The following is a 26,125-nucleotide window of genomic DNA, read 5'->3' as shown; positions in this document are numbered from 1 at the left end:
ACCAGGACGGCGATGACGGCGATCAGCCCGACACCGCCGACCAGTCCGGCCCGCACGGCGGCGAGCACCGCGTCTGCGGCACCGTCGTGCGCCGCCGCCTGGGAACCGTCGGTCTGCAGCTCCCAGAGCGCGGTATTGGCCCCGTTGAACGTGGTGGCCCAGGCCGCTCTGCCCTGGTCGTCCAACTCGCTCGCATCGTTCGGCTCACCGGCCTCGTCTGCCCCGCGCGAGCCGCTCGATCCGCTGGAGCCGCTCGATCCGCTGGAGTCACTGGAGTCGCTGGAGCCGGCGTTGATCAGCGCGTTCTCGGCCGTGGTCAGGGTCGTGTCCTCGGCCAGTTCCCGGTAGCGCGCGGCGACCGAGGCGGGCAGGCCCGTACCGGCCTCGTCGAGGAGCTCGCGTCGCGCGCCGGCCAGGGCGGCGAGGCGTACCCGATCCTTCTCGGTCAGCTGGTCCTTTCCGGACACGGCGGCCAGCCAGGCGTCCTCCTCGGCCAGGAGCTGCCGGGAGCGGCTCAGCGCCGTCAGGGCGGGTGCCGCGTCGCCCGCCTGATCGGGGTAGACGACCGAGGTCCCGACCAGCGGGGTGTAGGCCTCGACCGCGTCGACCCCGGTGACCCGGCCGGGCAGCCCTGCGGTGTTCGCGAGCAGTTCATCGGCCTGGCGGGTGGCGTCGGAGTCGGCGAGCCAGCCGATCCAGCCGTCCCGGGCGGTCTGCAGCCGCTGCCGGGCCTGCTCGGTCTCCGCCCGCTGCGCGGTGGCCTCCGCCCGCTGGGCGTCCGTCTCCGCGCTCGTGGCGCCGGCCGCCGCCAGCCGTCGCTCGGTCTCCAGCGACAGGGTCAGGGTGCCGGCCGGTCCGGCCAGGTGCGCGGCGGTGATCCGGGCGGACATCACCCGCATCGCGGCGGCGAAGGCGGGGGCGGCGGCCGCCACCCAGAGGGCGACGAGCAGTGCCAGGCCGGAGACGATCTTCGTACGGGTGCTCATCGCTCGTCCTCGGGGCCGAGAAGGGTACGCAACCGGGTCAGCAGTTCGGGGCGGCTGGTGACCGCGAGACGCTGCCGGATCCGGGCCATGTGGTGTTCCACGGTCTTGGCGGACAGGTAGAGCCGCTCGGCCACCTGCTTGTAGGTCAGCCCATCCACGACCAGCGCGGCGACCTCCCGCTCCCGCTCGCTGAGCAGGTGCGACGAGTCCCCCTCGGCGGGCGGCGCGCTCTGCCCGGCGACCCGCTCGCGCAGCGCCCGCGCGCAGTCGAGCAGCAGGGTCATCGCCTTGCGGTCGGGCGTACGGATGGCGGCCTGTCCCACCAGCCGGGCACCGTCGCCGATCAGCCCGAGCGCGCTCAGCCCCTGCGCCGCGGCGATCACCGCGTCCGGGTCGGCCCGGCGGCCCAGCACGTCGAGCCACTGGCCGGCGGCATCCGCGACCGCGGCGGTGTACGGGCTGAAGCCGCGCACGCCGGTCAGCGCCTGCGCGTACCGGACGGCGAGATCGTGGTCCTCGGCGAGAACCGCGGCGTGCAGCCGGCTCCAGTGCAGCGGCGCGCTCCACAGCGGAGGGTCACCGAGAGCGCCCAGCAGCCGTTCGGCCTCGGCCAGGTGCCCGGCGACGCGGTGCTGCTCACCGAGGCGGGCGGCGGCGACGGCCAGCTCGCCCAGAGGCAGCAGGGTGAGCAGGTCGACCGGCTGCCCCATCAGCGCGTGGCAGGCGTCCGGCCAGCAGCTGCGCAACCCGACCAGGTCGCTGGCCCGGCGGGTGAGCCCGGCGCGCAACGCACTGCCGAACAGCCGGTCACGGCCCGGACCGGAGTCCGGCAGCAGTGCCCCGGCCCGGTCCACGTGACCGCGCTGCATCAGCACCCACGCCTGCAGCAGCCGGTGCCGCCCGGCCAGCAGCGCGCCGCCGGTGCCCGCGCGCACGGCCCGGGCCAGCAGTGCGTCGGCGGTGTCGAGCTCGGCACAGTGCAGGGCGATCGTCGCGCCCAGCGCCGCCGGGGTGTCCGGCAACAGCACGGTCGGACCGGCCGGTTCGATCATCATCGAGGCCTGGGTGAGCGCGGAGAGCGCCGCGGTGGGCGTGCCCTCGACGGACTCGCTCATGCCGCGGGCCATCAGCGCGGCGGCCGAGCTGAGCAGCGTCGGCGGGGCGACCCCGGCCGGGGCCGCGGGAGCGGGAGCGGGCGCGCCGAGGGTCGTCGGTGCCATCGGATCCGACGCGATGACAGGGGCGCGCTGACCGGAACCGATCAGGTTGATCGCGGCGAAGGCGGCGGTGACCGGGGACGGCGACCACTGGTACAGCGCGGCGGCGTGCACGGACTGGCCGCGCTGGGTGAGCACGGCCGCGGCCACGTAGGCGGCCTCGGCCCGCTGGTCCGGGGCGCCGGCGGCGATGGCCTGGTCGGCGAGCCGGGACGCCTCGTCGAGGTCGCCGGCGAGGGCGGTGGCCAGGGCGCGCCGGGCGGCGGTGCCCCGGCCGGCCCCGGCGGCGGCCGCGAACAGCTCGGCGGCCAGTCGCGGATCGTCGCCGAGGGCCTCCTCGCCGGCCGCCTCGTAGACCCGGCCGAGCCCACCGGCCGCGGCGCCGGCCACCAGTCCACCGTCGGCCGCGCTCGCCGTCAGGCCGCCGCCGTCGCGCAGCAGCGGGCGCACCAGCGGCAGCACCGGTCCGCCCCGGGCCAGCTGCAGCGCGGCCAGCCTCTGGCGGACGTCGATGCGCTGCCCGATCGGGGCGAGCGCCGCGATCGCGTGCCGGGCGAGCGGCACCAGCGTGCCGTCGGCGGCGAGCAGACCGGTGGCCCGGCCGGCGTCGACCAGCTCGGCGACGGTCGCGGCGTCCCGGCCGAGCAGCGCCGCCACCAGGTCGAAGGAGAGTCCGGCCCCGGCCTCGGCGGCCAGCAGCAGGGTGCGTACGCCGGCGTCGAGCTCGTCGAGATCGGCGGCGAAGCCGGCGAGCGCGGCCACCGGCACCCGGCAGGCCGCGGCATCGGCCGGGGTGAGCGTGGCGGCGACCCGGGCGACGTAGCGCGGCACTCCCCCGGTCTGCTCGGTCACCGTCGCGACCAGCTCGGCCGACGGGTCGGCGACGGTCACGGCCAGCCGCTCCCGGACCCGCTCGGCACTCAGCGCGGGCAGCCGCACCGGCGGACGGGCCCGGCGCAGCGACTCCACCAATTCGGTCAGGCCGTCCGGCCGCGGCCAGGGACGATACGCCACCACGAGGCGGGCGCCGGGCACTTCCGCGTACGCCCGCAGGTCGTTCAGCCTCGCCGGACCGAGCCGGTGTGCGTCGTCGGCCAGCATCACCCGCTCGCCGGTCGTCTCGGCGGCCCGCCACGGGGTCACCACGGTCACCCCGGCGCGGTCCCAGATCGCCGTCAGCTCGTGCAGCAGCCCGGTCTTGCCGTAGCCGCCCGGCGCACCGACCACGGCCAGCAACGGGGCGAGCGGGTCCGCGGCCACCCGGGCGAGCAGCTCGGCGGCCGGGGTGAGGGTAGCCACCGGCGCGGTCATCGGGCGCGCTCCCGAACCGCGGAGATCGTCACCGGCGGACGCGGCGGCCGGGCGGACGCGTCCTGCCCACCACGGGTGACCTGCCCGCCGTGGGTGACCTGCCCGTGGGTGACCTGCCCGCCAGCGGTGATCTGCCCGCCGTGGGTGACCTGTCCGCCATGGGTGATCTGCGGCCACGCGTCGGTCGGCATGGCCGCCACCGCCGCCATCACCGCCGGTTCCGGCGGCTTCGCGGCATCCGGCGTATCGGCACGCGGTGGCGGGGCCGGACGGCGGACCTGCGGTCGCACGGCCAGCGCGGCGCCCGCGGCCACGGTCATCGACGGGTCCTGATCACGCAGCACCGGCACCGGGAAGGCCGCGGCGAGCAGATCGGACACAGGGGAATACACGGGCGCGGAGCCTCCGGCGATCAAGACCGCGGAAAGATCACCGGGCGCGACACCGCAGCCCCGCACCGCGTGCTCGGCGAGCTCCACCGTGGGTTGCAGGATCGCCCGGGCGTCGGCCGGCGCGGCGTCCTCGACGTCGAAGCCGCCGGTGTCGTCGACCTGGGCGCCGCCGAGCAGCTCGAGCCGGCCCGGGCCGTGCGGCGCCGCCACGGTCACCTCGCAGGTCGAACCCCCGATCCGGTACGCCAGGAGGAGGCCGCCCGCCGCCGGCACCCGGCCGGCCGCCTGATGGCTCTCCACCACCGCCCGGGCCCGGGTGACCAGCGCCGTCTGGGGAAGCTCGGCCTCGGCGAGCGCGGCGTGCACCAGGTGCAGCCGCCCGGCGCCCCAGCCCGACGGATACGCCAACGCGATGCGCTCGGGCGGTTCGTCGCACTGCTGCCAGACCCGGTCGACCACCCAGCGGACCAGCGCGGCGACCATGCCGTGCGCCGGGTAGTAGTCGCCGCCGAAGAGCAGCGGCGTGTTGTCGCCCACCAGCCGCAGATAGCCGCCGACCGCGCTCTCGGCGAGCTCGCGGGCCATGTCGCCGGGCAGGACGTCGCCCGCCGGCGTCATCACCAGCGTCGAGGAGACCGAGCGCGCCCGCATGCCGAGCGTGACGGGCTGCGGCGGCCCCCAGCCACGGGCCGGCCCGTCGGCGCGGCGGCAGACGGCAGCCCGGGTGCTGCCGGCTCCGATGTCGATCCCCAGGACGTAGGGCACGTCGTCACTCCTCCACCACTGTGCGACCGGGTGAGTCGAGACGTTCGTACCAGATGCCGGAGCAGGAACGTCCCCCCAAAAAAGTCGCCTGTGGATTCCCCCAATCCCCTAATCCGGCCGGGGTTCCGGTCACCGATCCCGGATCGGGATGAGGGGGCTGCGGCCCGATGCCCGCGGGGCGCCTCCGGCCGTACGGTCTGATGCAGTGCCGATCCGGCGCCACGACCTGAAGCTTGAAGGAGCCTCATGGATTCGTTTCCCACGTTGCAGGAATTCGTACTCAATCTGATCTACGACCCGACCGCACGCTCAGCCTTCGAGCTCGACCCCGAGTCGGCGCTGCACGCGGCCGGCCTGGGTGACATCACCGCCGCCGACGTCCAGCAGGTGATCCCGCTGGTCGTCGACTCGGCGCCGGTGACCGGCCTGCACGCCCCTCTGGCCGGCACCGACGACCTGACCACGGGGGTGGCCAACCTGGACGTGGCCGGTGCCGTGTCCCAGTTGCAGGCGATCACCTCACAGGTCGCGCTGACCCCGGCGCACCTGAGCGGCGATCTCAGCGTCAGCTTCAACACGGCCGCCGCGATCAGTGTGGCCGGTGACCACTTCGGCGCCGCCGTGGTCTCCGGCACCTCGTTCGGCCTGCACGGGCTCGCCGGTCTCTCGGCGGGTAACGACCCCGCTCAGCACCTGGACAGCACCGTCGTCGGCACGGTCGAACACGCCGCCGACGCGGCAGGTGCCACCGGTATGGCCGGCGCGGTCGGCTCCGTCGGCGCGGTGGGCTCCGCCGGTTCCGCCGGTTCCATCGGCGGGATCGGCGGAATCGGCGGCGGTGGGATCGGCGGTGTCGACCAGCCGCTCGAGCACACCATCGGCGAGGCCGTGGCCGGCGCGGGTTCGCTGCTCGGGGGCGCGCTTCCGGGTCTCGGTACCAGCCCGGCGGGCCTGCTCGACAACGGGCTGCACGCCATCGGCGGTGCCGGGTCGGCAGCCGGGCTCGATCACATCCCGGGCCTTGACGCCTCCGGGGTCGGCGGGGCAACCTCTTCGATCGAGTCAGTGATCAAACCGGACCTGGGGCACGCGTTGACACAGGATCCGGCCGCTACCGTGCACGACACGGTCAGTGGTGTCACCAGCACCGTCGGGGACACGCTCTCCGGCACGGCATCGGCGATCGACGAGGCCGGCCAGCAGGCCACCCACGGACTCCTGGGCGACCTGCACCTCTAGGGTCCGGCCCGGCGGACCCGGATGGCCGCCCGGTACACAGGGGTACCCGGCGGGCATGATGGTCGCCTGGTGCGCAGGGGGCATCGGTGACGGCCTCGGGCCGCGACCGGGCGCTCGGTAGCCATACCCGGAGCCGGCCTCCGCGGGTGTCCTCCGCGGGTGTCCTCCGCGGGTGTCCTCCGCGGGTGTAGAGCCCGGTGATGCCGGGGTGGGGATCGAGAGAGTGGAGCGCGTACGGATGACGAACTGGGAGACCGGACCCACGGCCTATGCGGGTCCGGTCTCCCTCGTCCCGCCGCTACCGGTGCCGTCGTCCCGGACGGAGCCGGACCCGCTGCGGGGCGCCGGGGGCCTGCTCTGGCTGGACGTGCTCGACGCGACGATTCGGACGAGCGCGGCGCACGGGCGCACCGAGATGGCCGAGTGGCTGTCGCGGCGGCGGGCGCAGTTGCTGCACCCTCAGCTGCGAGTACTCGTCGTCGGCGGCGCCCAGCAGGGCAAGAGCCAGCTTATCAACGCGCTGATCAATGCCGGGGTGTGCGGTGTGGACAACGGGGGTACCGCCGTCCCGACCGTGGTGCGGCACGCCGAGTCGCCCGGCGCCGAACTGGTCCGCCGCGGAGCGGCTGATGCCGACTGGACGGCCGAGGTCGGGCGGCAGGATCGCCTCCCGCTCGGGCTGGAGACCCTCGGCGCCTCGATCATGGAGAGCACGGCCCGGCTTCCGGCCGGTACCCCCGTGCACGCCGAGGTGTCCGTCCCCCGCGCGCTGCTCGCCGGTGGTCTGGTGCTGATCGACACGCCGCCGCTGCCCGGCCCGGACGAGCACGCGCCCACCCCCGTGCCCGGCACCGGCGCTCGGGCGGTGCACGGCCCGCTCACACACGGAACGACCACGATCAACTCCGTGATACCGACGCTCGGCGTGGGCGGCCCGGGCAATCTGGGCGGCGCAGGCAGTGCGAGCGCAGGCAATGCGGGCACGGGCAGTGCAGGCGGCGTGGGCGGCGTGGGCGCGGGCAGCACGGGCGGCGTGGGCGCGGGCGGCGTGGGCAGCACGGGCGGGGTGGGCGCGGGCAGTGCGGGCGGCGTGGGCGCGGGCAACACGGGCGGGGCGGGCGCGGGCAGCGCGGGCAGTGCGGGCGGGGTCGCCGGGCTCACCGATCTGGCCACCTGCGCGGGGGCGGATCTCGTCGTCTACGTCTGTGAGGGCGAGCGTGGGCTCCGCGATGACGAGCTGGTGCTGCTGCGAGGGCTGAGCCGCGTGTATCCGGGGCTGCTCGTCGTGTTCAGCAAGACGGACTACGCCGTGGACTGGCGGCGGAATCTGGCGGAGGGGCGCGCCCGGCTCGCGCGCGAAGGGGTTCCGGCGGCGACCACGGCGGTCTCCTCGGCGCTGCGGCTGCACGCGCTGCGGAGCGGGGACGCCGCGCTCAACGGTGAGTCCGGGTTTCCCGAGCTCGTCGTGTACCTGCAGCGGATGGTGGCGGCCAAGTCCGGGGAGCTGGCGCGCAAGACCGTCGGGCGGCTCAGCGGGATCGTGCTGCAGGAGCTGGCGGTGCCGCTGCGGAAGGAGCTGACCGAGCAGCGGGACGCCGGGGTGCCGGAGGCGGTGGCGCGGTTGCACGCGACCCAGCGGCGGCTCGATGACCTGCGGAAGTGCGCCGTGCGGTGGCAGAACACGCTCTCGGACGAGATCGGGGATCTGATGTCCGATATCGAGCACGATCTGCGGGAGCGGACCCGGGCGGTGCTGGCCGGGGCCGAGGAGTACTTCGCCACGGCGGATCCGGCCAAGTCGTGGGACGAGTTCGAGCCCTGGCTGCGGCAGTCGTTGCAGGAGCTCGCCGAGACCAGCACGAACTGGCTCGCCGAGCGGACCGCGTGGACGGCGCAGCGCGTGGCGGGACAGTTCCCGGCGGAGGCGGGCGAGGTGCTGCCGCCGCCGGCCCTGGTCGCGGCCGAGGACGCGCTGGACGACACGGTGCCGGGGCTGGGCGCCCCGCCGGTCGCGAGGTTCAGCCCGGGGCAGAAGCTCTTCATCGGGCTGCGGGGATCGTACGGCGGAGTGGTGGTCTTCGGTCTGATGACCAGCCTCGCCGGGATGTCCATGATCAACCCGATCTCGGTGAGCGGCGGGGCGATCTTCGGGGGCAAGACCATCCGGGACGAGAGCAGGTCACTGCTGAAAAAGCGGCAGGCCGACGCGAAAGTGCTGGTGGGACGTCATGTGGACGATGTCTTCGCGCGGCTGAACAAGGAGGCGCGGGATACCGTGCGGCGGGCCCAGCGGGCGCTGCGTGATCACTTCACCGCGGTCACCGAGGATCTGCAGGAGAGCATCATGGACTCGCTGCGCAACGCGAAGGCCGCGGCCGATCAGGACGCCGCCGCCCGGGAGCAGCGGCTTCGCCGGGTTCAGCAGGAGCTGGCGGCGCTCACCGAGCTGCACACCCAGGCGCAGGCCCTGTGATCGACGACGAGGAGGTGGAACAGCGCACCCACCGGCTGCTCGCCGAGGCGGCGCACGTCTACCGGGGCGTCCCACAGGCCGCGGCGCTGGTGCGCGCCCTGCTCGAGCGGATGGACGGGCCACTGCGGCTGGCGGTGGCCGGGCCCGCACGGGCCGGCAAGTCGACGCTGGTGAACGCGCTGGTCGGGGACGGTCTGGCGCCGGTCGAGCTGGGCGGCGAGCGGCCGGAGAGCGTGACCTACCGGGACGGGACCGCACCGCGGGCCTGGTGGAACGGCACCGAGACCCCGGTGACACAGACCGCCGACGGCCTCCGCCTCACTCCTGATAACCGACATTTCGGATATGCGGATACCCCACGCGGGGAAGAAGCGCCCGACGGGACAGTGGCCGGCCACGGCAGCGCGGCGCACAACGGAACCGGCCGTGGCAGAACCGGGCACGGCGGAACCGGGCACGGCGGAACCGGGCACGGCGGAACCGGGCACGGCGGAACCGGGCACGGCGGAACCGGGCACGGCGGAACCGGGCACAGCGGGGCGAGAGCTGTCGTCGCCTGGCCGAGCCGGGTCCTGCGGCGGACCGAGCTGATCGATACCGGGCTTCCGCTGCGGCGGGCGCTGGACGACGCGGACGCGGTCCTCTACGTCACCCCGCAGCTCGGCGAGGCGGACCTCCGGGCACTGCGGAGTGCGACCGGCCCCCGCGGGCCCTGGGCCACCGAGCCCGTGCACGTCATGGTCGCCCTCTCCCGGGCCGACGCCACCGGCGGCGGCCGGGTGGACGCGATGCTGACCGCCCGGCAGGCCGCCCGGCGCACCCGGCGCGAACCGCGGACCGCGGCGCTCTGCCAGGACGTCGTCGCCGTCTCCCCGCTGGTCGCGGCGGCCGCGCGCACCCTGACCCCGGACGAGTTCCAGGCCTTCGCCGTCCTCGCCGCGCTGCCCCGGAGCGAGTCCGAGCCGCACCTGCTCTCCACCGACCGGTTCACCGCGGCCACGGCGCTGCCCCCGGTCGGCGCGCAGCGGCGGGTGAGCCTGCTGCAACGGTACGGTCTCGGCGGCGTCCGGCTGGCGGTCACGCTGGTCCGGACCGGCTGCGACGGCCCGGCCGTGCTCGCCGAGCGGCTGCAGGAGCACAGCGGACTCAAGGAGCTGCAGACCTCGATCGCCGGGTTCTTCACCGCGCGCCGGTCGGTGCTGCGTGCCCGGTCCGTGCTGACCGTTCTGGATCAGGTGCTGCGGACGCACCGGGTGCCGCCGGCCGGGCAGCTGCTGACCGGTCTCGAGCTGCTCGCCGCCGAGACGCACGAGGTCCGCGAGCTGCGCCTGCTCGCCGCGCTGCGCTCCGGGCGGGTCACCCTGCCGCGTGAGCATGCCGTGGACGCCCACCGGCTGCTGGGCGGCGCGGGCATCAGCGTCGGCGAGCGTCTCGGCGTGCCGCCGGAGGCCACCGCGGACGATTCCTGGACCGCGGCGCTGGCGGCCTCGGAACGCTGGCGCACGCTCGCCCACGGTCACACACTGTCACCCGCCCCGCGCCGTGCGGCCGAGATCGTCCTGCGCAGCTGCGACATGATCGCGAATCGTCTCGACCGTCTCGCCACACCCGCAGGATCATGATCAAAACCGCTTTCCAGTACGCGCGAACGCGCGGCAGGTAGGCGGGAGCACGCGGCAGGGTAGGCGGGAACGCGCGGCGAGGTAGGCGGGAACGCGCGGGCCGACGTACCGGAAAAGGTGCTCTAACAGCGGGAGATGCGGTCGAGGTCGCTGATCAGGGCATCGAGCTCCGCCACGCTCGACGTGTGACCCAGGCGTTCGTAGGTGGCGCGGGCCTCGACGAAAGCCCGCCGCGCGCCGTCCGGATCGGTCCGCATCTGGGCGTCGCCCAGCTTACGCAGCGCGTCGGCGAGGAAGGCCGGCCAGCCCCGCTCGCGCCACAGCCGGACCGACGACTCCAGATGGCCGACCGCGCCCGCGTGATTGCCCTCGGCCAGCTCGATCTCGCCGAGCACGCCCAGCGCGTCCGCGGTGTGGTGCGGCAGGTTGTACTCGCGGGCGATGGTCAGCGCCCGGCTCGCGAAACCCCGCGCGGGCTCGGCCGGCAGGTACGCCCGGGCCAGCGTGAGCAGGGTCAGCACCTCGGCGTACCGGTCCTGGTAGCGCCGCAGGATCTGCAGCGACTCGTTCAGCGCGGTGATCGCCGGGTCCCGGCGGCCGGCCCGGGTGTTCAGCACGCCGATGAACTGCAGCGTGGTCGCCACGTACCGCTGATTGCCCAGCTTACGGGCCAGTTCCAGGGCCACGCCGAGGTGGTGCTCGGCCTCGGGCAGCGCCAGCGACTCGCCGTACACGACGGCCCGCGCGACGTGCGCCCGGGCCCGGCCACCGAGGTGCTCGTGCTGCTCGGCGAGCCGGATCGCGGCCTCGGCGCGCTCGGCGGCCCGCTCGTAGTCGCCCTTCGCGGCCAGCGCCCACGCCTGGTCCACCGCGGCGTCGGCCATCCCCGGACCGTGCCCGGCCTCGGTGAAGAGCGCGAAGAGCCGGTCGGCGTCGCGGAGCATGCGCTCCATCGCGGCGCCCGGGTGGTCCGCCTCGTGCCAGGTGGCGAGCTCGATCAGGCCGCGCAGCATGACCGCCTCGCCGAGCACGTGCCCGGCGTCGCGGCAGGCGGCGAGCACGAGGTCGTTGGTGGCGCGCCAGTCGATGTAGACGCCCCGGATGTCGAAGTACTTCTCCAGGCAGCCGGCCAGGTCGAAGGCGACCTCGATGGCGCCGAGGTCGCAGGCCTGCCGGGTCGCGGCGAGCAGCGAGACGCGCTCGGCAGCGAACCAGTCGAGCGGGTCGAGGGTGCTGCCGAGCCCGTCGACGCCGGTCTCGACGGCCTGGCCGTGCACGGCGGCGTAGCAGGGGCCCGGGATCAGCTCGCTCATCTTGCGGGCGAACCACAGGTACGCCCCGAGCCCGGTCCGCAGCACGCCGTCGCCGCCGTCCGGCTCCTCGTCCCGGGCACGTTCCCGCAGGTAGAGCCAGACCAGGTCGTGGAAGTGGTAGCGGCCGCCGCCGGTCGCGTCGGTGCCCGCGTCGAGCAGCAGGTGCGCGTCGACCAGCCGTTCCAGCAGGTCCTCGGCCTCCGCGACCGGCGTGCCGGTGACCGCTGCGGCCAGCCAGGACGGGAAGTCCGGCATCGCGAACAGGCTGAGCCGCCGGGCGAGACGGCGGCCCGGCTCGCCGATCGCGTGGTAGCTGGACGCGATCGAGGTACGCACCGCCAGATCGCCCGCGACCAGGTGGTCGAGGCGGCGCCGCTCGTCGCGCAGCGCGCTGGTCAGCCGGGACATCGGCCAGGCCGGGCGGGACCGCAGCCGGGCGCCGACGATGCGGACGGCGAGCGGCAGGCGCCCGACCAGGCCGAGGATCGCGGCGCTCTCCCCCGGCTCACCGTCGATCTGGTGTGCGCCGGCGACCCGGCCGAGCAGCGCCACCGCCTCGTCGTCGGAGAAGACGCCGAGTTGGACGCGCTGCGCGCTCTCCAGACCGTCCAGGCCGGAGCGGCTGGTCACCAGGGCCGTACACGAGGTGCCGCCGGGGAGCAGCGGGCGGATCTGCGCCTCGTCGGCGGCGTCGTCGAGCACCACCAGCACCCGCCGCCCGGCGGTACGCGACCGGTACGCGTCGGCCCGGGCGGTCAGGTCGATCGGGATGGCACGCTCGTCCACGCCGAGCGCCCGCAGGAACCGGGCCAGCACATCGCCCGGCTCGACCGGGTGCGCCTCGGTGCCGTGCAGCCGCGCGTAGAGCTGGCCGTCGGGGTACGCGCCGGCGGCCCGGTGCGCGGCGTGCACCGCGAGCGTGCTCTTGCCGACCCCGCCCATCCCGGTGATCGTCACGATCGGCCGTGTCGTGCCGTCCTGGGCGAGCGCGCCCGCGAGGTGGGCGACCTCGCGCTCCCGGCCGGTGAAGTCGGCGATGTCCGGCGGCAGCTGCGCCGGGACGACCGGCACGGCCTCGGCGGGCCGGTCCCCCTCGGCGGCGCCGTCCGACTGCAGGATCGACCGCTCGGCCGCGACGAACGCCTGGCCCGGCTCCAGGCCGTGCTCGCCGGCGAGGAAGCGGCGCAGCTCCCGGCCCGCGGCCAGCGCGTCGGCCTGCCGTCCACAGCGGTGCAGCGCGAGCATCAGCGCGATCCAGAGCCGCTCGCGGGTGGGCTCGTCGCGGGCCATCCCGGCCAGCTCCGGCACGATCTCCCGGTGCCGGCCCACCTCGAGCTCGGCGTCGAAGAGGTCCTCCCAGGCGGCCAGCCGCTCCTCGTCCAGCCGGCGGCGGGCACCGATGACGTACGCCCCGGACGCGTCCGCGAAGGCGGGGCCACGCCAGAGTGCGAGCGCCTCCCGCAGGCGGGCCACCCGCTCGGCGGGCGGTAGCTCGCGCGCGCCGGCCTTGAGGGCGCCGAATCGCAGGTGGTCGACCTGGTCCGGACCGGCCTGCAGCAGGTAGCCGCCGCTGTGGCTGAGCAGCGCGAGACGGCCGTCGCCGGCCCGGCGGATCGCGGAGACGTCGGCCTGCAGCTGAGAACGTGCGGTGGCCGGTTCGGCGCCACCCCACATCGCCTCGGCGAGGGCCTCGACGGTGACCACCCGTCCGGCGTTGAGCAGCAGGTATCCCAGGACGGCCCGGTGCCGGGGCCGGGCCACGGCCGCCCGCGCGTCGCCGAGCCATACCTCCACACTGCCCAGGATCCGGTAGTGCACGCTGTCGGATGGCATCGCGGCCAGGTTATCGGCGACGCCAGCAAAAGTCGATCATATGTAGATTTCGGTCGAACGGGACGCGCCGCCCGGCCCGCCACCGGACAGCACGTCCCTCGCGCACGCCTCCGCCTCGGAGAGCCCCGTGCCCCACCGAGACCGGGCGGTTCCGCGCGAGCGGACCCGCGGGCGGGATGCGCGATCGGGCGCATCGGCGTCTCCCACCCACCGGTCGCCGTTCGAGCCCCGTTACCTTTTGATCGTCCCAGCGGGAACGGCGTGGTTCTGATGCTCGGGCACCGCGGCATCCGCACGCCATACGTTCGCTATACGCCGCGCCCAGCAGGCACGATGCGGGCCGGCGGCGGGTCGGCGGCGTCGAGGGAGCCGCTGATCGCGGTGGCGGCGGAGAGCAGGTGGCCCCGGAAGCGGGCCGGGTCGAAGCCCCCGGTACGCCCGGTGACACCGACCATCCCGATCAGGGTGCCGTCCGGCGCGCGGAGACCGGCGGCCACGCAGGCGTACCCGAGGGCGGACTCCTCGCTCTCCACCGCGACGTTGGTGTCGCGGACCTCGTCCACCAGGCTGCGGAGCCGGGACCACGCGGTCGGGGTGTACCGGGTGAGCGCGGGCAGCGGCCGGTCACGCAACCGGTCGGCCAGTTCGGGGCGGTCTGCCAGCACCAGCCGGCCCGCCGCGGAGGAGAGGAACCGGCCGTCCCGGACCACGCCGGGCCATCGGGCGCGGCGCACCTCCTCGGCCCGGTTGCCGCCGAAGGCGCTGTTCACCACGACCAGCTCGGTGTCCGAGACGGTGCTGATCCAGGCCACCTCCCGGGTACGCGCGAAGATGTCCTGCAGGTACGGCGTGGAGGCGTCGCGCAGCCCGTGCTGCTCGGCCGCGCGCAACCCCAGCGCCAGTGTGTGCCCGCCCAGCCGGTAGCCGGCGCGGGTCCGTTCGAGAAGCTCCCGGGCGACCAGGCCGGCGGCTATCCGGCGAACGGTCGGCTTCGGGATCCCGGTGGTGAGAGTGACAGCGGCCAGGGTCGCCTCGGTACCGAGGGCACCGACGGCGTCGAGGATCGCGACCATCCGGCCGCAGACCGTTCCGTCGTCCACAGTGCCATTGTCGTGTCCGATAAAGCCCAGTAGAGGGAAGTTCCGGCTCCCGTGTCACTGAGTGACCCGCCGGTGTGGTTCCGGCCCTCCCTTCGTGGCGACGCTGGTCACGCACCAGCCGCTCGACCAAGGAGTGTCATGAACCCCTGGCTCATCGGTATCGCCCGCACCGGCACCGCTCTCGCCCTCGTCGCGTCCGTCCTCGTCCCGGCCACCGCGGCGTCGGCCGCCGACAACCCGGAGGACGACGGTCCCTGGTACCTGTTCAACAGGAAGTCCACGCTCTGCCTCGACGTCCCGAACCAGACCAGCGGCGGCAACGGCACCAGGCTGCAGGTCTGGGCCTGCATCACCCCCGACCAGGTCAATCAGCAGTGGGAACGCAACTGGATCACCAAGACGACCTTCGAGCTGCGCAGCTCCGACAGCGACCGCTGCCTGGAGGCGAGGAGCAGCGGCAGGGTGGTCATCTTCGACTGCGACTCGTCCCGGAGAGTGGCCCAGCAGTGGCGGGTGAGGAACAACCGCCTGAAGAACGTCAAGTTCGACAAGGTTCTGGACGCCCCCGGAACCACCAACGGGAGCCCGGTGACGGTCAACTCCGTGGACACGCAGACCGACAGCCAGCGGTGGACGTTCCGGTCACCCGACGACTTCGACTGACGGTGGCGGAGGCGGGCGGGCCGCTTCCCGCCCGCCTTCCGCGTACGACCTCACGCCGCGAGCAGCGCCGGAAGAGGCAGCGCCTCGGCGACCTGACCGGTGCGCAGCGAGTACCAGGCCGGCACCACGGTCAGGCGACCGGCCCGGACCGCGCCGTCGACCAGCGCCGAGCGTTCCCGCAGCAGCTCCACCGAGTAGCGCGCGTGCTGCTCGACGGCGCCCTCGAAGGTCCGGTCGCCGGCGAACCGGGCGCGCACGATGTCCGGGGCGATGTGCTCGACCACGTCGCGGATCGACCCGGGCGGCACCTTCCCCTCGTCCACCATGGCCATCGCGGCGGCCACCGCGCCGCACCCGTCGTGCCCCATCACCACGATCAGCGGCACACCGAGGATCTCCACCGCGTACTCGATCGAGCCGAGCACCGCGCCGTCGATCACGTGCCCCGCGGTCCGGACCACGAACAGGTCGCCCAGCCCCTGGTCGAAGAGGATCTCGACCGGAACCCGGGAGTCCGAGCAGCCGAACACCAGGGCCGAGGGCGCCTGGGAGCCGACCAGTTCGGCGCGACGGTTCGCGCCGCGGCGCATGTCGGCCGCGCTCGTGCCCGCCATGTACCGGGCGTTGCCCTCCCGCAGCTGCGCCCACGTGGTGTGCTCGGTGTAACGCTCGTCTGTCGCCATACGTACTCCGATCAGTTGAGGAGGGCGCCGGTCACGGCACGCTGCTCCTGAAGGACCCCGTTGATGAGGCTCTGTGTCTCGTTGATCTGCTCGACCGCGGTCTGGATCTGCGCCAGCGAGGCGACCACCGCGCCGACCCGGGCCTGGATGGTGCCGACCCGCTCACTGACCTCGGTGGTGGCCCGCTCGGTCTCGCCGGAGAGTTCCTTGACCTCGCCGGCCACCACGGCGAAGCCCTTGCCGGCCTCACCGGCGCGGGCCGCCTCGATGGTGGCGTTGAGCGCGAGCAGGTTGGTCTGCGCGGCGATCGACTGGATCGCCTGGACCACCTGGTTGATCTCGGCGCTCGCCTGGCCCAGCGCGGCCACCTGGTCGTTGGCCTCCACGGTGAGCCGTTCACCGCCGGCCGCGACGGTCGACGCGGAGGCGACGTTCCGCTCCACCTCGGCGATCGAGTCGAGGAGCGTACGGCCGGCGGTGCGCAGTTGCTCGGTCGAGTTGAAGCGCTCGAGCGCCTGCCCGACCAGGAACGCCGTGTTGCGCAGCGCGGCCTCCCGCCCCGGATACATGATCAGCGTCCGGGTGGCGAAGAAGTCCATCGTGCCGACGATCTGGCCACCGACACGGATCGGCAGGCAGACGCCGGACTTTACGCCCGCGGCCTGGGCCGCCGGACGGCGTACGCAGTCGGTCAGCTCGCCCAGGTCCTCGACGAACACCAGGTCGCCACGGGCCCAGGCACGACCGGAGAGGCCGACGCCGCGGGCGAACGAGGCGGACATGGTCACCCGGCGGAACTCGGCGCCCGCGTCGCCCGACTCCAGCGCGAACCGCAGCACGTTCGCGTCCTCGTCCAGCGCCCAGAAGGAGCCGTACTGCCAGTCGAAGTCGGCGCGGATCGTCTCCAGCGCGGAGCGCAGCGCGTCGTCCCGGGTGTGCGCCTCGGTCATCTGCCGGATCACCGTGGAGACCGCCTCGACGTCCTGCGCGGCCTTCTCCTGCTGCACCACCTCGTGCAGGCGGACCAGCGCGGCGGAGACCAGCACGCCGACCGCGCGCAGCACGGCGAGCCGGCTGGCCGACAGGTCCAGCTCCTCGGTGGAGAAGAAGTCCATCGTCCCGACGACCTGGCCGTCCTCGATGATCGGGAAGCAGATGCCGCTGCGGACGCCGGCCCGGGTCGCGGCGGGGGCGCGGACACAGTCGGTCAGATCGGCGAGATTCTTGACGAAGACCAGGTCGCGGGCGCGCCAGGCGCGACCGGAGAGCCCGGTGCCCTCGGCGAACGCGGCCTCCAGGGTGACCTTGCGGAACTCGTCGGTGACCGTGCCGCTCTCCTGCGCGAACCGCAGCAGCTTCGCGGCCGGGTCCAGCTGCCAGTACGAGCCGTACGCCCAGTGGAACCGCTCGCGGACCAGCGAGAGCGCGGTGCCGATCGCATCCTCCGGCGTCGTGCAGGACTCCATCGCCCGCACGATCGCGGTGACCGCCTCGACGTCCTCGCGCGCCTCGGTCAGCTCCGCGGTCAACCGGCTGGACGCTGTCTGCTTCCTGGAACCGAACACCGTGCTCCCCTCCATGGGCGAGCGGCACTCTCGGCCGCCCGGTCGAGCAGAAGGGTCGGCAGCGGCCGCGGCAAGGTGAGCGAACCGGCGTTAAGTCAGACGTTCGGCGGCCCGGCACCGTCGACCGGTGCCGGGCCACGTGTCCGCTCCTGATCAGGCGGGCACCACCTGGAAGGTGATCTCGTAGTCGGCGCCCGGCAGGTGGAACTCGCCGCGCTGCGGTCCCTTGCCGGACTGCGCGCGGATCGCGGTGACCAGGCCGAACTCGTCGTCCGCGCCGGGGTCCGCCTCGACCAGCGCCATGTGCGCCACCGAGGTGAACACCGCCGAGCGCGGGCGCAGGTCGACGGTCTCGCCCTTGCCGATGTCGCCCGGGCCGTACACGGTGACGCCGTTGACCAGGACCTGCGGCTCGTCGTGGCCGATCGCGTCCTGCTTGCGGTGGCAGGTCAGCGAGGTCAGCTGGACCCGGTACTTCTTCCCGGTCTTGCTCGCGGTGCTCGCCGTGCTCAGTGCGGCGGTGCTGTCCTGCGCGTCGTTCCTCATGGTTCCTCCCCCTCGTCGCCGGCGTCGTTCGCCGGTGTCGGTTCCCACCGTCCACCGGCCCCGTTGGGCGGCCGTTGTACGGACGTTGCACCGCAGGTCAGGTACGTGACTGCGGCACGCCCCGGACCCGCCGAGACTGTGCCCGGGAGGCGCGGTGACGGCGGAGATCCGGTTGCTCGGCGACATCGAGGTGCTCGGCGACGGCGCCACGGTCGACGCCGGGCATCCGAAGCAGACCTACGTGCTGGCGGCGCTCGCCGTCGACGCCGGACGCTGTGTGCCGGCCGGCTGCCTGGTCGAGCGGGTCTGGGGCACCGATCCGCCGCGCCGGGCCCGGGAGACCACGCGGGCCTACCTGTGCCGGCTCCGGCAGGCGCTCGAACCGTGCGGCGCGACGATCCTCCGCCAGACGGCGGGTTACCTGCTGACCGTCGATCCGCTCGCGGTGGACCTGCACCGGTTCCGGGGTCTCGCGGCTGCGGCACGCGCCGGGGGCGATCCGGCGTCGTACCGGAAGGCGCTCGGTCTCTTTCGCGGTGAACCGCTCGGCCGTCTGGACAGCCCGTGGGCGGCCCAGGTGCGTGCGGAGCTGGCCCGGGAACGGCAGGCGGCCGAACGTGATCACATCGACCTGCTGCTCGCGGACGGACGGCACGCGGAGACGGTCGGCGTGCTCACCGCACGGGCGGCCGAGGACCCGCTCGACGAACGGCTGGCCGGTCAGCTGATCCTGGCGCTCTACCGGAGCGGGCGGCGGGCCGACGCGCTGGAGCACTACCGGCGGGTCCGGCACCGGCTCGCCGGCGAGCTCGGCATCGACCCCGGGCCCTCGCTGCAGCGGCTGCACCAGCGGATGCTGCGGGAAGGTGCTCCACCGGCCGGTCCCCGGCCGCAGGTGGGCGCCGCACCGGCCGCTTCCCGTCCGGCCGTTCCCGGCGTGGTGCCCCGGCAGCTGCCGCCACTCCCGGCGGCCTTCCGGGGACGGTCCGCCGTACTCTCCCGGCTCGGCGGCGTGCTCTCCGGCCGGGACGGCGGCGGCGCGCGGGTGGCGCTGGTGCACGGGCCGGGCGGGGTCGGGAAGACCTGGCTGGCACTGCGCTGGGCACACGACAACGCCCACCGGTTCCCGGACGGCCAGCTCTACGTCAACCTGCGCGGCTTCGACCCGGGCCGCGATCCGCTCGCGCCGGAGGCCGCCGTCCGGGGCGTCCTCGCCGGGCTCGGCGTGACCGCCGCCGGGCTGCCGCCGGACCCGGACAGCCAGACCGGGCTCTACCGCAGCCTGGTCGCCGGGCGCCGGATGCTGGTGGTGCTGGACGACGCGCGGACGCCCGAGCAGGTCGTCCCGCTGCTGCCCGGTTCGGCGGGCTGCGCCACCCTGATCACCAGCCGGACCGGGCTGGCCGGCCTGGTCACCGGGCACAGCGCGCGGCCGGTGCCGCTCGGCACGCTCGACGACGTGGAGGCCGAGCAGGTGCTCGCCGGGCACCTCGGCCCGGAACGCCCGGACGCGGAGCCGGCGGCCGTCGCCGAGCTGGTCCGGCACTGCGCCGGGCTCTCCCTGGCCCTCGGCATCGTGGCCGGGCGCGCGCTGCTCGCCCCGGAGCTGCCGCTCGCCGCGCTCGCCGCCGAGCTGCGCGAGGAGCCGGTCGGACTCGGCGCGGTCCTCGCCACCTCGCTCGCCGCGGTCCGGCCCGGTGCCGCCGAGCTGTTCCGGCGGATGGGGGTGGCGCCCGGCGCGGAGATCGGGGCCGACGCGCTCCGGCACCTGACCGGCTGGCCCCGTGCCGAGCTCGCCCCGGCGCTGCGCGAACTGGTCGACGGGCACCTCGTGCAGGAGTACCAGCCGGGGCGTTACCGGATGCACGACCTGGTCCGCGCGCACGCGGCGGCGATCGCGGGCGACCCGGCCCCGTTCCGCGACCGGATGCTGGAGTACTACACCGCGACCGCGCGTACCGCCGATCTGTCCTGGTTCGACCGGGAGCACCAGGTGCTGCTGGCCTGCGCCGCCCAGGCCGGGGACCGCCTGGCACTCACCCTGGTCGACCGCATGATCACCTACCTGGAGCGGCGCGGGCGCTGGCACGATCGGCTCGCCCTCCAGCAGATCGCCGTCCGGGCCGCGGGCCGTCTCGGCGACGCCCGCGCGGAGGCCGAGGCGCGCCGGGGGCTGGCCAACGCGCGGATCTGGCTGCGGGCGTACGCCGAGGCCGACGACGAGCTGGCGATCGCCCGGAGGCTCTTCGGGATGGCCGGCGACCGGGCCGGGCTGGCCGCGACGCACCGGACCACCGCCCGGATGTTCGCCCGCCAGCACCGGCACGCCGAGGCCCTGGTCCACGACGAGCGGGCGCTCGCCCTCCTCGGTGGACTCGGCGATCCGCCGGGCGAGGCCGTGGTGCTCAACGCGATCGGCTGGCACCACGCGCACCTGGGCGACGCCGAGTCCGCGATCGATCACGCGCGGCGGGCGCTGCGGATCCAGGAGCGGCTCGGCGACGACTTCGGGGCGGCGCTCACCCGGGACACGCTCGGGGTGGCGTACCGGCTGCGGGGCGACCGGGCGGAGGCGGTCCGGCAGTTCCGGGCGGCGATCGCCGCGTTCGCCGCCTGCGGCGACCGTTACCAGGAGGCCGACACGCTGCGACGGCTGGGCGCGGTGCTGCTCGATGGCGGCGACGCGCGGGACGCCCGCGCGGCCTGGCAGCGGGCCGCGACGATCCTCAGTGACCTGGGACATCCCGACGCGGACGAGATACATCGTCAACTATCGATGTAGACAATCCGGTCGACATCACCCCTCGACTACACAAAGGTCATTCATATGACTTTCACACAGTTCACTATTTCAATCCCCGGCTGTGGCAGAGGCGATCGGGCACGCCGGTCGTCCCGGGATCAACCGGAGGAAAGAGATAATGCAGAAGAAAGATGACAACGAGGCGTACGTCCGCGAGGTCCACGACAAAGGGCTCGCGTTCGACCTGCGCACGATGAGCCGCCGGAAGATGCTGGCCGGCTTCACCGGTGGGGTCGCCGCGGTCGCCGTCGGTGGCGGGATGTTCTTCGACCGCTCCACCTCGTACGCCGACACCACCTGCGACCTCACCGAGGTGCCGGACGAGACGAACGGACCGTACCCGGCGGACGGCACCAACGGGATCGACATCCGCACCGCGGAGGGCGTGGTCCGCAGCGACATCACCACCTCGTTCGGCGACGCGAGCGGCGTGGCCGAGGGCATCCCGCTGACCGTGAACATCACGGTCGAGGACCTGGAGTGCACCCCGCTCTCCGGCGTGGCCGTCTACATCTGGCACTGCGACCGGGACGGCAACTACTCGCTGTACTCCACGGCGATCGCGGACGAGAACTACCTGCGCGGCATCCAGGAGGCGGACGCCTCCGGCACGGTCAGCTTCACCACGATCTTCCCGGGTTGCTACCTCGGCCGCTGGCCGCACATCCACTTCGAGGTGTACGCCTCCCTGGACGACGCGACCAGCGGCGCCGGCGCGATCGTGAAGACCTCGCAGCTCGGCTTCCCGGAGGACGTCTGCGACGAGGCGTACGCGACCGACGGCTACTCCAGCAGCGTCAGCAACCTCGCGCAGATCACCCTCGCGACCGACAACGTGTTCAGCGACGGGTACGACCAGCAGATGGCCACGGTGACGGGCAGCGCCACCGAGGGCTACACGGCGAGCCTGACGATCGCGGTCGACGAGAGCTGACCGGACCGGGGAGCGGGCGACGGAAGCATCGTCCGCTCCCCGGATCGCACCACTTAAGACTGCTTTGCCCCTCCCGGTTTCGTGCCATACACCTTCGTAGCGGCGCAACGGTCTCGTTCCGTCGTCGACAAGGGCTCACAGGAGCCCTACAGTGTGCGGACCGATCAAGCTAGGAGGGTGCTGTGGCCGAGCCACCGCCGCAACGACATCCGACGGATCCGGCCCCCGAGGGCCCCGAGCACGACGCGCCCCAGCTGCTGGTCATGCCGCCGACGGCGGCCGTTCCCTCGATCGTCTGGCCCGGCGCGGAGGGCGAGCCGGCCTGGGCGATCCCCATTCGCATTCCCTCCGGTACGCGCGGGTATGCGGTCTTCCTGCCGATGGTGCCGGTCGGTCCCACCACCGAGCAGGCCGCCCCCGCCGCCGTCGCGGCTCCCGTCGCAGAGACCGCCGCCGTCGCGGCTCCCATCGCCGTCGAGGAACCCGCCGCCGAAGCTCTCGTCGCCGAGGATCCGGCGGCCGAGACTCCGGCGGTCGAGCAGCCCGAGACCGAGCCTCCGATGGCCGAGGAGCCCGTGGTCGCCACGCCCGCGGTCGTCGAGCCCGCTGAGGTCGTACCGGAGAAGGTTGAGGAGGAAGCGAAGCCGACGGCGAGACGGACCACGGCTCCGCCGCCGCCCGGATGGGTCTACGGCGCGGGCGGCGCCCGGTATCAGCCGCCGCCGACCGCGTGGGAGAGGTTCCGCGACAGGCACTGGCCCGGGCCGGCGAGGGTCAAGGGACGCGCGGTGCCCGCCGCCGTGCTGGTGAGCGCGATCGGCATCGCCACCCTCCTGCCGCTGGACCGCGTCGGGATCGGCTGGTTCCTGGCCTGGCTGGTACTCACGCTGAGTGTCGGGTTCGTCGTCCGCCGCGGCACCGCCACCCTGCCCCGGACCGAACGCTGGATCCGCGCGGCCTGGGCCCTCGCCGCGCTCGCGCTGCTCGCCGTCCCGGCCGTCCGGAACGCCTGGTGGCTGGCCACGTTCAGCGTGCTCGGCGCGCTCTGCTGCACCGCGCTGGCGATCGCCGGCGGACGCCAGATCCGGTCGATCCTGTTCAGCCTGATCGCCGTGCCGTACGCGGCCCTCAAGGGAATCCCCTGGGTACGCGGCCACATCGAGGCGAGCCGGAACGCGGGCATGGTCCGCCGGGTCGTCTTCTCGATCGGGATCACGCTCGTCGTGCTCCTCGTCTTCGGCGGGCTGCTCTCCTCCGCGGACGTGGCGTTCTCGACGCTGCTCAACGACGCCGTGCCCGATGTCGACATCGGCTCGATCTTCCGCTGGATCTTCCTGGCCGTGCTCGGCGCCCTGGTCGCGGTCGCCGGGACGTACACGCTCTCGGCGCCCCCGACGACGACCAGTATGGACACCGACGGTGACCGGCGGCTCGGCCTGGTCGAGTGGGCGCCGGCCGGCTTCGGCCTGGTCCTGCTCTTCGCCGGCTTCGTGGCGGTCCAGTTCACCGTGCTCTTCGGCGGCGATCAGCACGTGCTGAAGACCTCCGGGCTCAGCTACGCCGAGTACGCCCGCAGCGGCTTCTGGCAGCTCGTCCTGGTCACGCTGCTGACCCTGGCGGTCCTCGGCGCCGTGGCACGCTGGGCCCGCCGGGACACCGCGGCGGAACGGGTCCTGCTGCGTACCGTCCTCGGCCTGCTCTGCGCGCTGAGCATCGTGATCGTGGCGTCGGCGCTCTCCCGGATGTGGACGTACCAGAAGGTCTACAGCTTCACCGGCGAGCGCATCTTCGTGATGTCCTTCGAGATCCTGCTCGGCACGGTCTTCGTGATGATCGCGGCGGCCGGCGTCCGCTGGCGGGGCCGGTGGATCCCGCGGGCCACGGTCGGCCTCGCCGTGCTGATGCTGCTCGGCCTCGCCGTCCTCGACCCGGAGGACTACGCCGCCAGCCGCAACATCGTCCGCTACGAGAAGACCGGCAAGATCGACGCGTGGTACCTGCGGGCCCTCTCCGCCGACGCCACGCCCGCGCTGACCGGGCTGCCCGACCCGCTGCGGCGCTGCACGCTCAGCTGGATCGCCGACGACCTGTCGGAACCCGACCCCTGGTACGCCTGGAACCTGGGCCGGGAACAGGCCCGGGAGGCGCTGAAGAAGGCCGGGCCGGCCGCCGTCGGCAACCATCGCGACTGCAAGGCCGCCGACGAGTACGACCTGCCCAAGACCCGGCGCTAGTCCGCTCCGGTCAGGCCCCGGCGGGCTTCCGCCGGGGCCTCTCCCTCACCGTTCGTGCGTCTCCTCCATCACGGTACGGCCGATCGCCGCGTAGGTCTGCGGGCTGCGCGCCCGCAGGAACAGGGCGTAGCCGAGCCCGGCCGCGAACGTCGCCACCACGATCCACGGGATGGCCTTGAAGAACGGCGAACCCGCCGCGCCGCCGCCCGCGAAGTCGATGTTCGAGAAGAGCAGGTAGACCACGTAGAGCATGCCGACACCGCCGAGCGCCGGGATGACGCCGGTGGTGATCCCGTCGCCCGGGTGGGTCTTCTTGACGTGGAAGTACCAGATCACCGCGACCGACGTGATCGTCTGCACCAGCAGGATCGCCATCGTGCCGAGGAGCGCGAGCAGGCCGTACAGGTAGATGTAGCCGCCCCGGCTCGGGTCGCTGCCGCCCACCGTCAGGAAGTAGAAGCCGACCGTCAGCACCAGCGTGACCGCCGACTGCACGGCCGAGGCGATGTGCGGGGACTTGTGCGTGGCGTGCGTGGCGCCGAGCGTCCTCATGGTCGCCGGGATCTCCCGGCCGATCGCGAACAGGTAGCGCGACGCGGCGTTGTGGAACGCCAGCGCACAGGCGAACGAGCCGGAGACCATCAGGAACATGTAGACGTACGTGACCCACTGCCCGCCCAGGTTCGCCGCGGCCAGGTGGGTGAACATGCCGATCGCGTCGTTGTTCGCCAGCTCGACCGACTGCTTCGCGCCGTTGCCGGCGATCACCATCCACGAGACGAACGTGTAGAAGAGCCCGAGACCGACCACGGCCATCAGGGTGGCGCGCGGGATGATCCGCCGGGGGTTGCGGGACTCCTCGCCGTAGACCGCGGTAGTCTCGTACCCGACCCACGACCAGAACGCGAAGAACAGGCCGAGCGCGCCACTGCCCGCCGCGACCAGCGTGCCCGCGGAGGTCATCGCGCCGAGCCCGCCGCCCTCGGTCAGGTTGGAGAACGCCTCGACCGGGTTGACCGACGAGGCCATCAGGCCGTCCGGCCCGCCGCCCTTGAACAGGACCGAGAAGGCCAGCGCCGCCAGCAGCACCACCTCACAGATCAGCAGGAACCCGAGGAAGGCCGCCGCGATCGAGATGTCGAAGTAGCCGAGCACCGCGATCAGCGCGATCCCGACCACCGCGATGACCAGCCAGTTGACGTCCCAGCCGAACCAGTCGTTCAGCGCGTAGTTCCCGAAGTACGAGAAGATCCCGATCAGCGACCCCTCGAAGACGACGTACGCCATCGTGGCGAGCATGCCGGTCGCCATGCCCCACATCTGCCCGAGCCCGTGCGTGACGAACCCGTAGAACGCCCCGGCCGTGGTGATGTGCCGCGCCATCGCGACGTACCCGACGGTGAAGAGCGTCAGCACGACGGTGGCGACGAGGAAGCCCGCCGGCGCCCCGGTCCCGTTGCCGTAGCCGACCGCGATCGGCACGTTCCCGGTCATCGCGGTGATCGGCGCGGCGTTCGCCACCGCCATGAAGAGCACCCCGGCCAGCCCGACCGCTCCAGCCTTGAGGGTATTGGCGGATCTCGGCGCTTCCGCCACCGTCTCCGCGGTGAGTCCCTCGGTCGTCATGCACACCCTCCAGCTCCACGTGGTTGAGGAGGAGGCTGACATCCGCCCGCGTTTCCCACCGCATCTCTTCTGCTACGTACGTGTAAATCCGCAAGGACCGATTCTGATCAGGAGCAGGGCCGTGCCCGTATCGCTCCGGCACGGCCCCTCCCTCATTGCGGCCCTGCCTGCTCCCCCGGAACGCTCCCGAGCAGCCCGGCGAGATCCGCCCGGGCATGCGCCGTGAACACCGCACCCAGCTGTTGCACGAGGTAGCGGCGCTGCCCGTCGTCGAGCCCGCTGAGAAACTCATGGAGAAGCCCGGCGATCACGGTCGTGGTGCTCTCGCCCGGCCCGGCGAACATCGCGGCGATCGCCTCGAAGTCGATCCGTGCCACGTCCCCGGGCGTGTCCAGATGACGGTTGAGCCAGTAGCTGCGGGCAACCTCGGGCCGAGAGAAGACCTTCTCCCGAAGGTATCCGAGCTCATCGAGCTCGGTCTCCCAGCGAAGCCGCCCCACCGCCGCGTTCCGCCGAATCGCCTGCATCTCCGCATGAGCCGCCAGCACCTCCGGTGCGACGCTCAGGGTCGCCCCACCGGCGACCAGCCGAATGCCGGCGAGATGGAACCACTGGCCGAGCCGGTTGTTGAGCTCGCTCTCCAGAAAGCCCACCTGCGCCACGGTATAGCGGCCGGCCAGCTCCACCACCCGCTTGTCCACCTCGTTCCGGGCCGGCCAGTAACGGCCGGGCTCACCCTGCCAATAAACGCCGAACACGGCCGAGAACGACAGATCCCGATCGGTACTGGGCAGGTCCAAGGTGAACGGGGAGTGCCGGG

General features: G+C 73.5%; 16 protein-coding genes and 2 pseudogenes. 7 read left to right on the top strand and 11 right to left on the bottom strand.

From position 1 onward, the window contains the following. The 3 genes from AB0M08_RS39800 to AB0M08_RS39790 form a co-directional block, all read right to left on the bottom strand. The coding region (locus AB0M08_RS39800) for a nitrate- and nitrite sensing domain-containing protein (RefSeq protein WP_364505271.1) at positions 1-986 on the bottom strand (986 nt) is incomplete at its 3' end. Next, a complete protein-coding gene (locus tag AB0M08_RS39795) occupies positions 983-3,514 on the bottom strand; it encodes a LuxR C-terminal-related transcriptional regulator (protein ID WP_364505269.1) in 2,532 nt (843 codons plus the stop codon). The genes AB0M08_RS39800 and AB0M08_RS39795, both read right to left, overlap by 4 nt. After that, positions 3,511-4,671, bottom strand: a complete 1,161-nt coding sequence (locus AB0M08_RS39790) for a hypothetical protein (RefSeq protein WP_364505267.1) — start codon at positions 4,669-4,671, stop codon at positions 3,511-3,513. The genes AB0M08_RS39795 and AB0M08_RS39790 overlap by 4 nt, the downstream gene beginning before the upstream one ends. Positions 4,672-4,917: 246 nt before the next feature. On the opposite strand from AB0M08_RS39790, the gene AB0M08_RS39785 reads away from it, so the two are divergent. The 3 genes and pseudogenes from AB0M08_RS39785 to AB0M08_RS39775 all read left to right on the top strand — a co-directional run. Continuing rightward, entirely contained in the window at positions 4,918-5,910 is a 993-nt protein-coding gene (locus tag AB0M08_RS39785; RefSeq protein ID WP_364505265.1) for an IniB N-terminal domain-containing protein, read from the top strand. 238 nt (positions 5,911-6,148) lie between these two features. Further along, positions 6,149-8,383, top strand: coding sequence for a dynamin family protein (locus AB0M08_RS39780; RefSeq protein WP_364505263.1), 2,235 nt, complete (start codon positions 6,149-6,151; stop codon positions 8,381-8,383). 35 nt (positions 8,384-8,418) lie between these two features. Beyond that, positions 8,419-8,592, top strand: a pseudogene (locus tag AB0M08_RS39775) (GTP-binding protein); the annotation flags it as partial. A gap of 109 nt (positions 8,593-8,701) precedes the next feature. On the opposite strand, the pseudogene AB0M08_RS39770 reads toward AB0M08_RS39775, so the two are convergent. The 3 genes and pseudogenes from AB0M08_RS39770 to AB0M08_RS39760 form a co-directional block, all read right to left on the bottom strand. After that, positions 8,702-8,869 (bottom strand): annotated as a pseudogene (locus tag AB0M08_RS39770) (hypothetical protein); the annotation flags it as partial. A 1,258-nt stretch (positions 8,870-10,127) separates the two neighbouring features. Then, a complete protein-coding gene (locus tag AB0M08_RS39765) occupies positions 10,128-13,151 on the bottom strand; it encodes a BTAD domain-containing putative transcriptional regulator (RefSeq protein ID WP_364505261.1) in 3,024 nt (1,007 codons plus the stop codon). A 308-nt stretch (positions 13,152-13,459) separates the two neighbouring features. Beyond that, positions 13,460-14,251: an IclR family transcriptional regulator C-terminal domain-containing protein gene (locus AB0M08_RS39760; RefSeq protein WP_364505259.1), complete on the bottom strand. Its 792-nt coding sequence runs from the start codon at positions 14,249-14,251 to the stop codon at positions 13,460-13,462. Between the two features lie 138 nt (positions 14,252-14,389). Between AB0M08_RS39760 and AB0M08_RS39755 the strand changes: the two genes are divergently transcribed. Beyond that, positions 14,390-14,914: a ricin-type beta-trefoil lectin domain protein gene (locus AB0M08_RS39755; RefSeq protein WP_364505257.1), complete on the top strand. Its 525-nt coding sequence runs from the start codon at positions 14,390-14,392 to the stop codon at positions 14,912-14,914. A 50-nt stretch (positions 14,915-14,964) separates the two neighbouring features. On the opposite strand, the gene AB0M08_RS39750 is transcribed toward AB0M08_RS39755, so the two are convergent. The 3 genes from AB0M08_RS39750 to AB0M08_RS39740 all read right to left on the bottom strand — a co-directional run bounded on the left by AB0M08_RS39750 (position 14,965) and on the right by AB0M08_RS39740 (position 17,708). Then, a complete protein-coding gene (locus AB0M08_RS39750) occupies positions 14,965-15,597 on the bottom strand; it encodes a carbonic anhydrase (RefSeq protein ID WP_364505256.1) in 633 nt (210 codons plus the stop codon). 11 nt (positions 15,598-15,608) lie between these two features. Then, the gene (locus AB0M08_RS39745; protein ID WP_364505254.1) at positions 15,609-17,126 is read right to left on the bottom strand and encodes a GAF domain-containing protein; all 1,518 of its coding nucleotides are present in this window, start codon (positions 17,124-17,126) and stop codon (positions 15,609-15,611) included. Positions 17,127-17,315: 189 nt separating this feature from the next. Then, positions 17,316-17,708, bottom strand: coding sequence for a hypothetical protein (locus tag AB0M08_RS39740; protein WP_364505252.1), 393 nt, complete (start codon positions 17,706-17,708; stop codon positions 17,316-17,318). Positions 17,709-17,862: 154 nt separating this feature from the next. On the opposite strand from AB0M08_RS39740, the gene AB0M08_RS39735 reads away from it, so the two are divergent. The 3 genes from AB0M08_RS39735 (at position 17,863) to AB0M08_RS39725 (ending at position 23,679) form a co-directional block, all read left to right on the top strand. Continuing rightward, the gene (locus AB0M08_RS39735) at positions 17,863-20,490 is read left to right on the top strand and encodes a BTAD domain-containing putative transcriptional regulator (RefSeq protein ID WP_364505250.1); all 2,628 of its coding nucleotides are present in this window, start codon (positions 17,863-17,865) and stop codon (positions 20,488-20,490) included. 139 nt (positions 20,491-20,629) lie between these two features. After that, the gene (locus tag AB0M08_RS39730; protein WP_364505248.1) at positions 20,630-21,445 is read left to right on the top strand and encodes an intradiol ring-cleavage dioxygenase; all 816 of its coding nucleotides are present in this window, start codon (positions 20,630-20,632) and stop codon (positions 21,443-21,445) included. 182 nt (positions 21,446-21,627) lie between these two features. Continuing rightward, positions 21,628-23,679, top strand: a complete 2,052-nt coding sequence (locus AB0M08_RS39725) for a DUF4153 domain-containing protein (protein WP_364505246.1) — start codon at positions 21,628-21,630, stop codon at positions 23,677-23,679. 45 nt (positions 23,680-23,724) lie between these two features. Here the strand turns inward: AB0M08_RS39725 and AB0M08_RS39720 are convergent, their stop codons facing one another. Together AB0M08_RS39720 and AB0M08_RS39715 are read right to left on the bottom strand one after the other, a co-directional pair. Beyond that, complete coding sequence (locus tag AB0M08_RS39720; protein ID WP_364505244.1) at positions 23,725-25,305, bottom strand: APC family permease; 1,581 nt, start codon at positions 25,303-25,305, stop codon at positions 23,725-23,727. A gap of 152 nt (positions 25,306-25,457) precedes the next feature. Continuing rightward, positions 25,458-26,105, bottom strand: coding sequence for a hypothetical protein (locus tag AB0M08_RS39715; RefSeq protein ID WP_364505242.1), 648 nt, complete (start codon positions 26,103-26,105; stop codon positions 25,458-25,460). Between the last annotated feature and the right edge of the window lie 20 nt (positions 26,106-26,125).

The organism is Actinoplanes sp. NPDC051851, from assembly GCF_040681165.1.
GTDB lineage: Bacteria > Actinomycetota > Actinomycetes > Mycobacteriales > Micromonosporaceae > Actinoplanes.
This window is presented reverse-complemented; position numbering and strand designations above follow the sequence as displayed.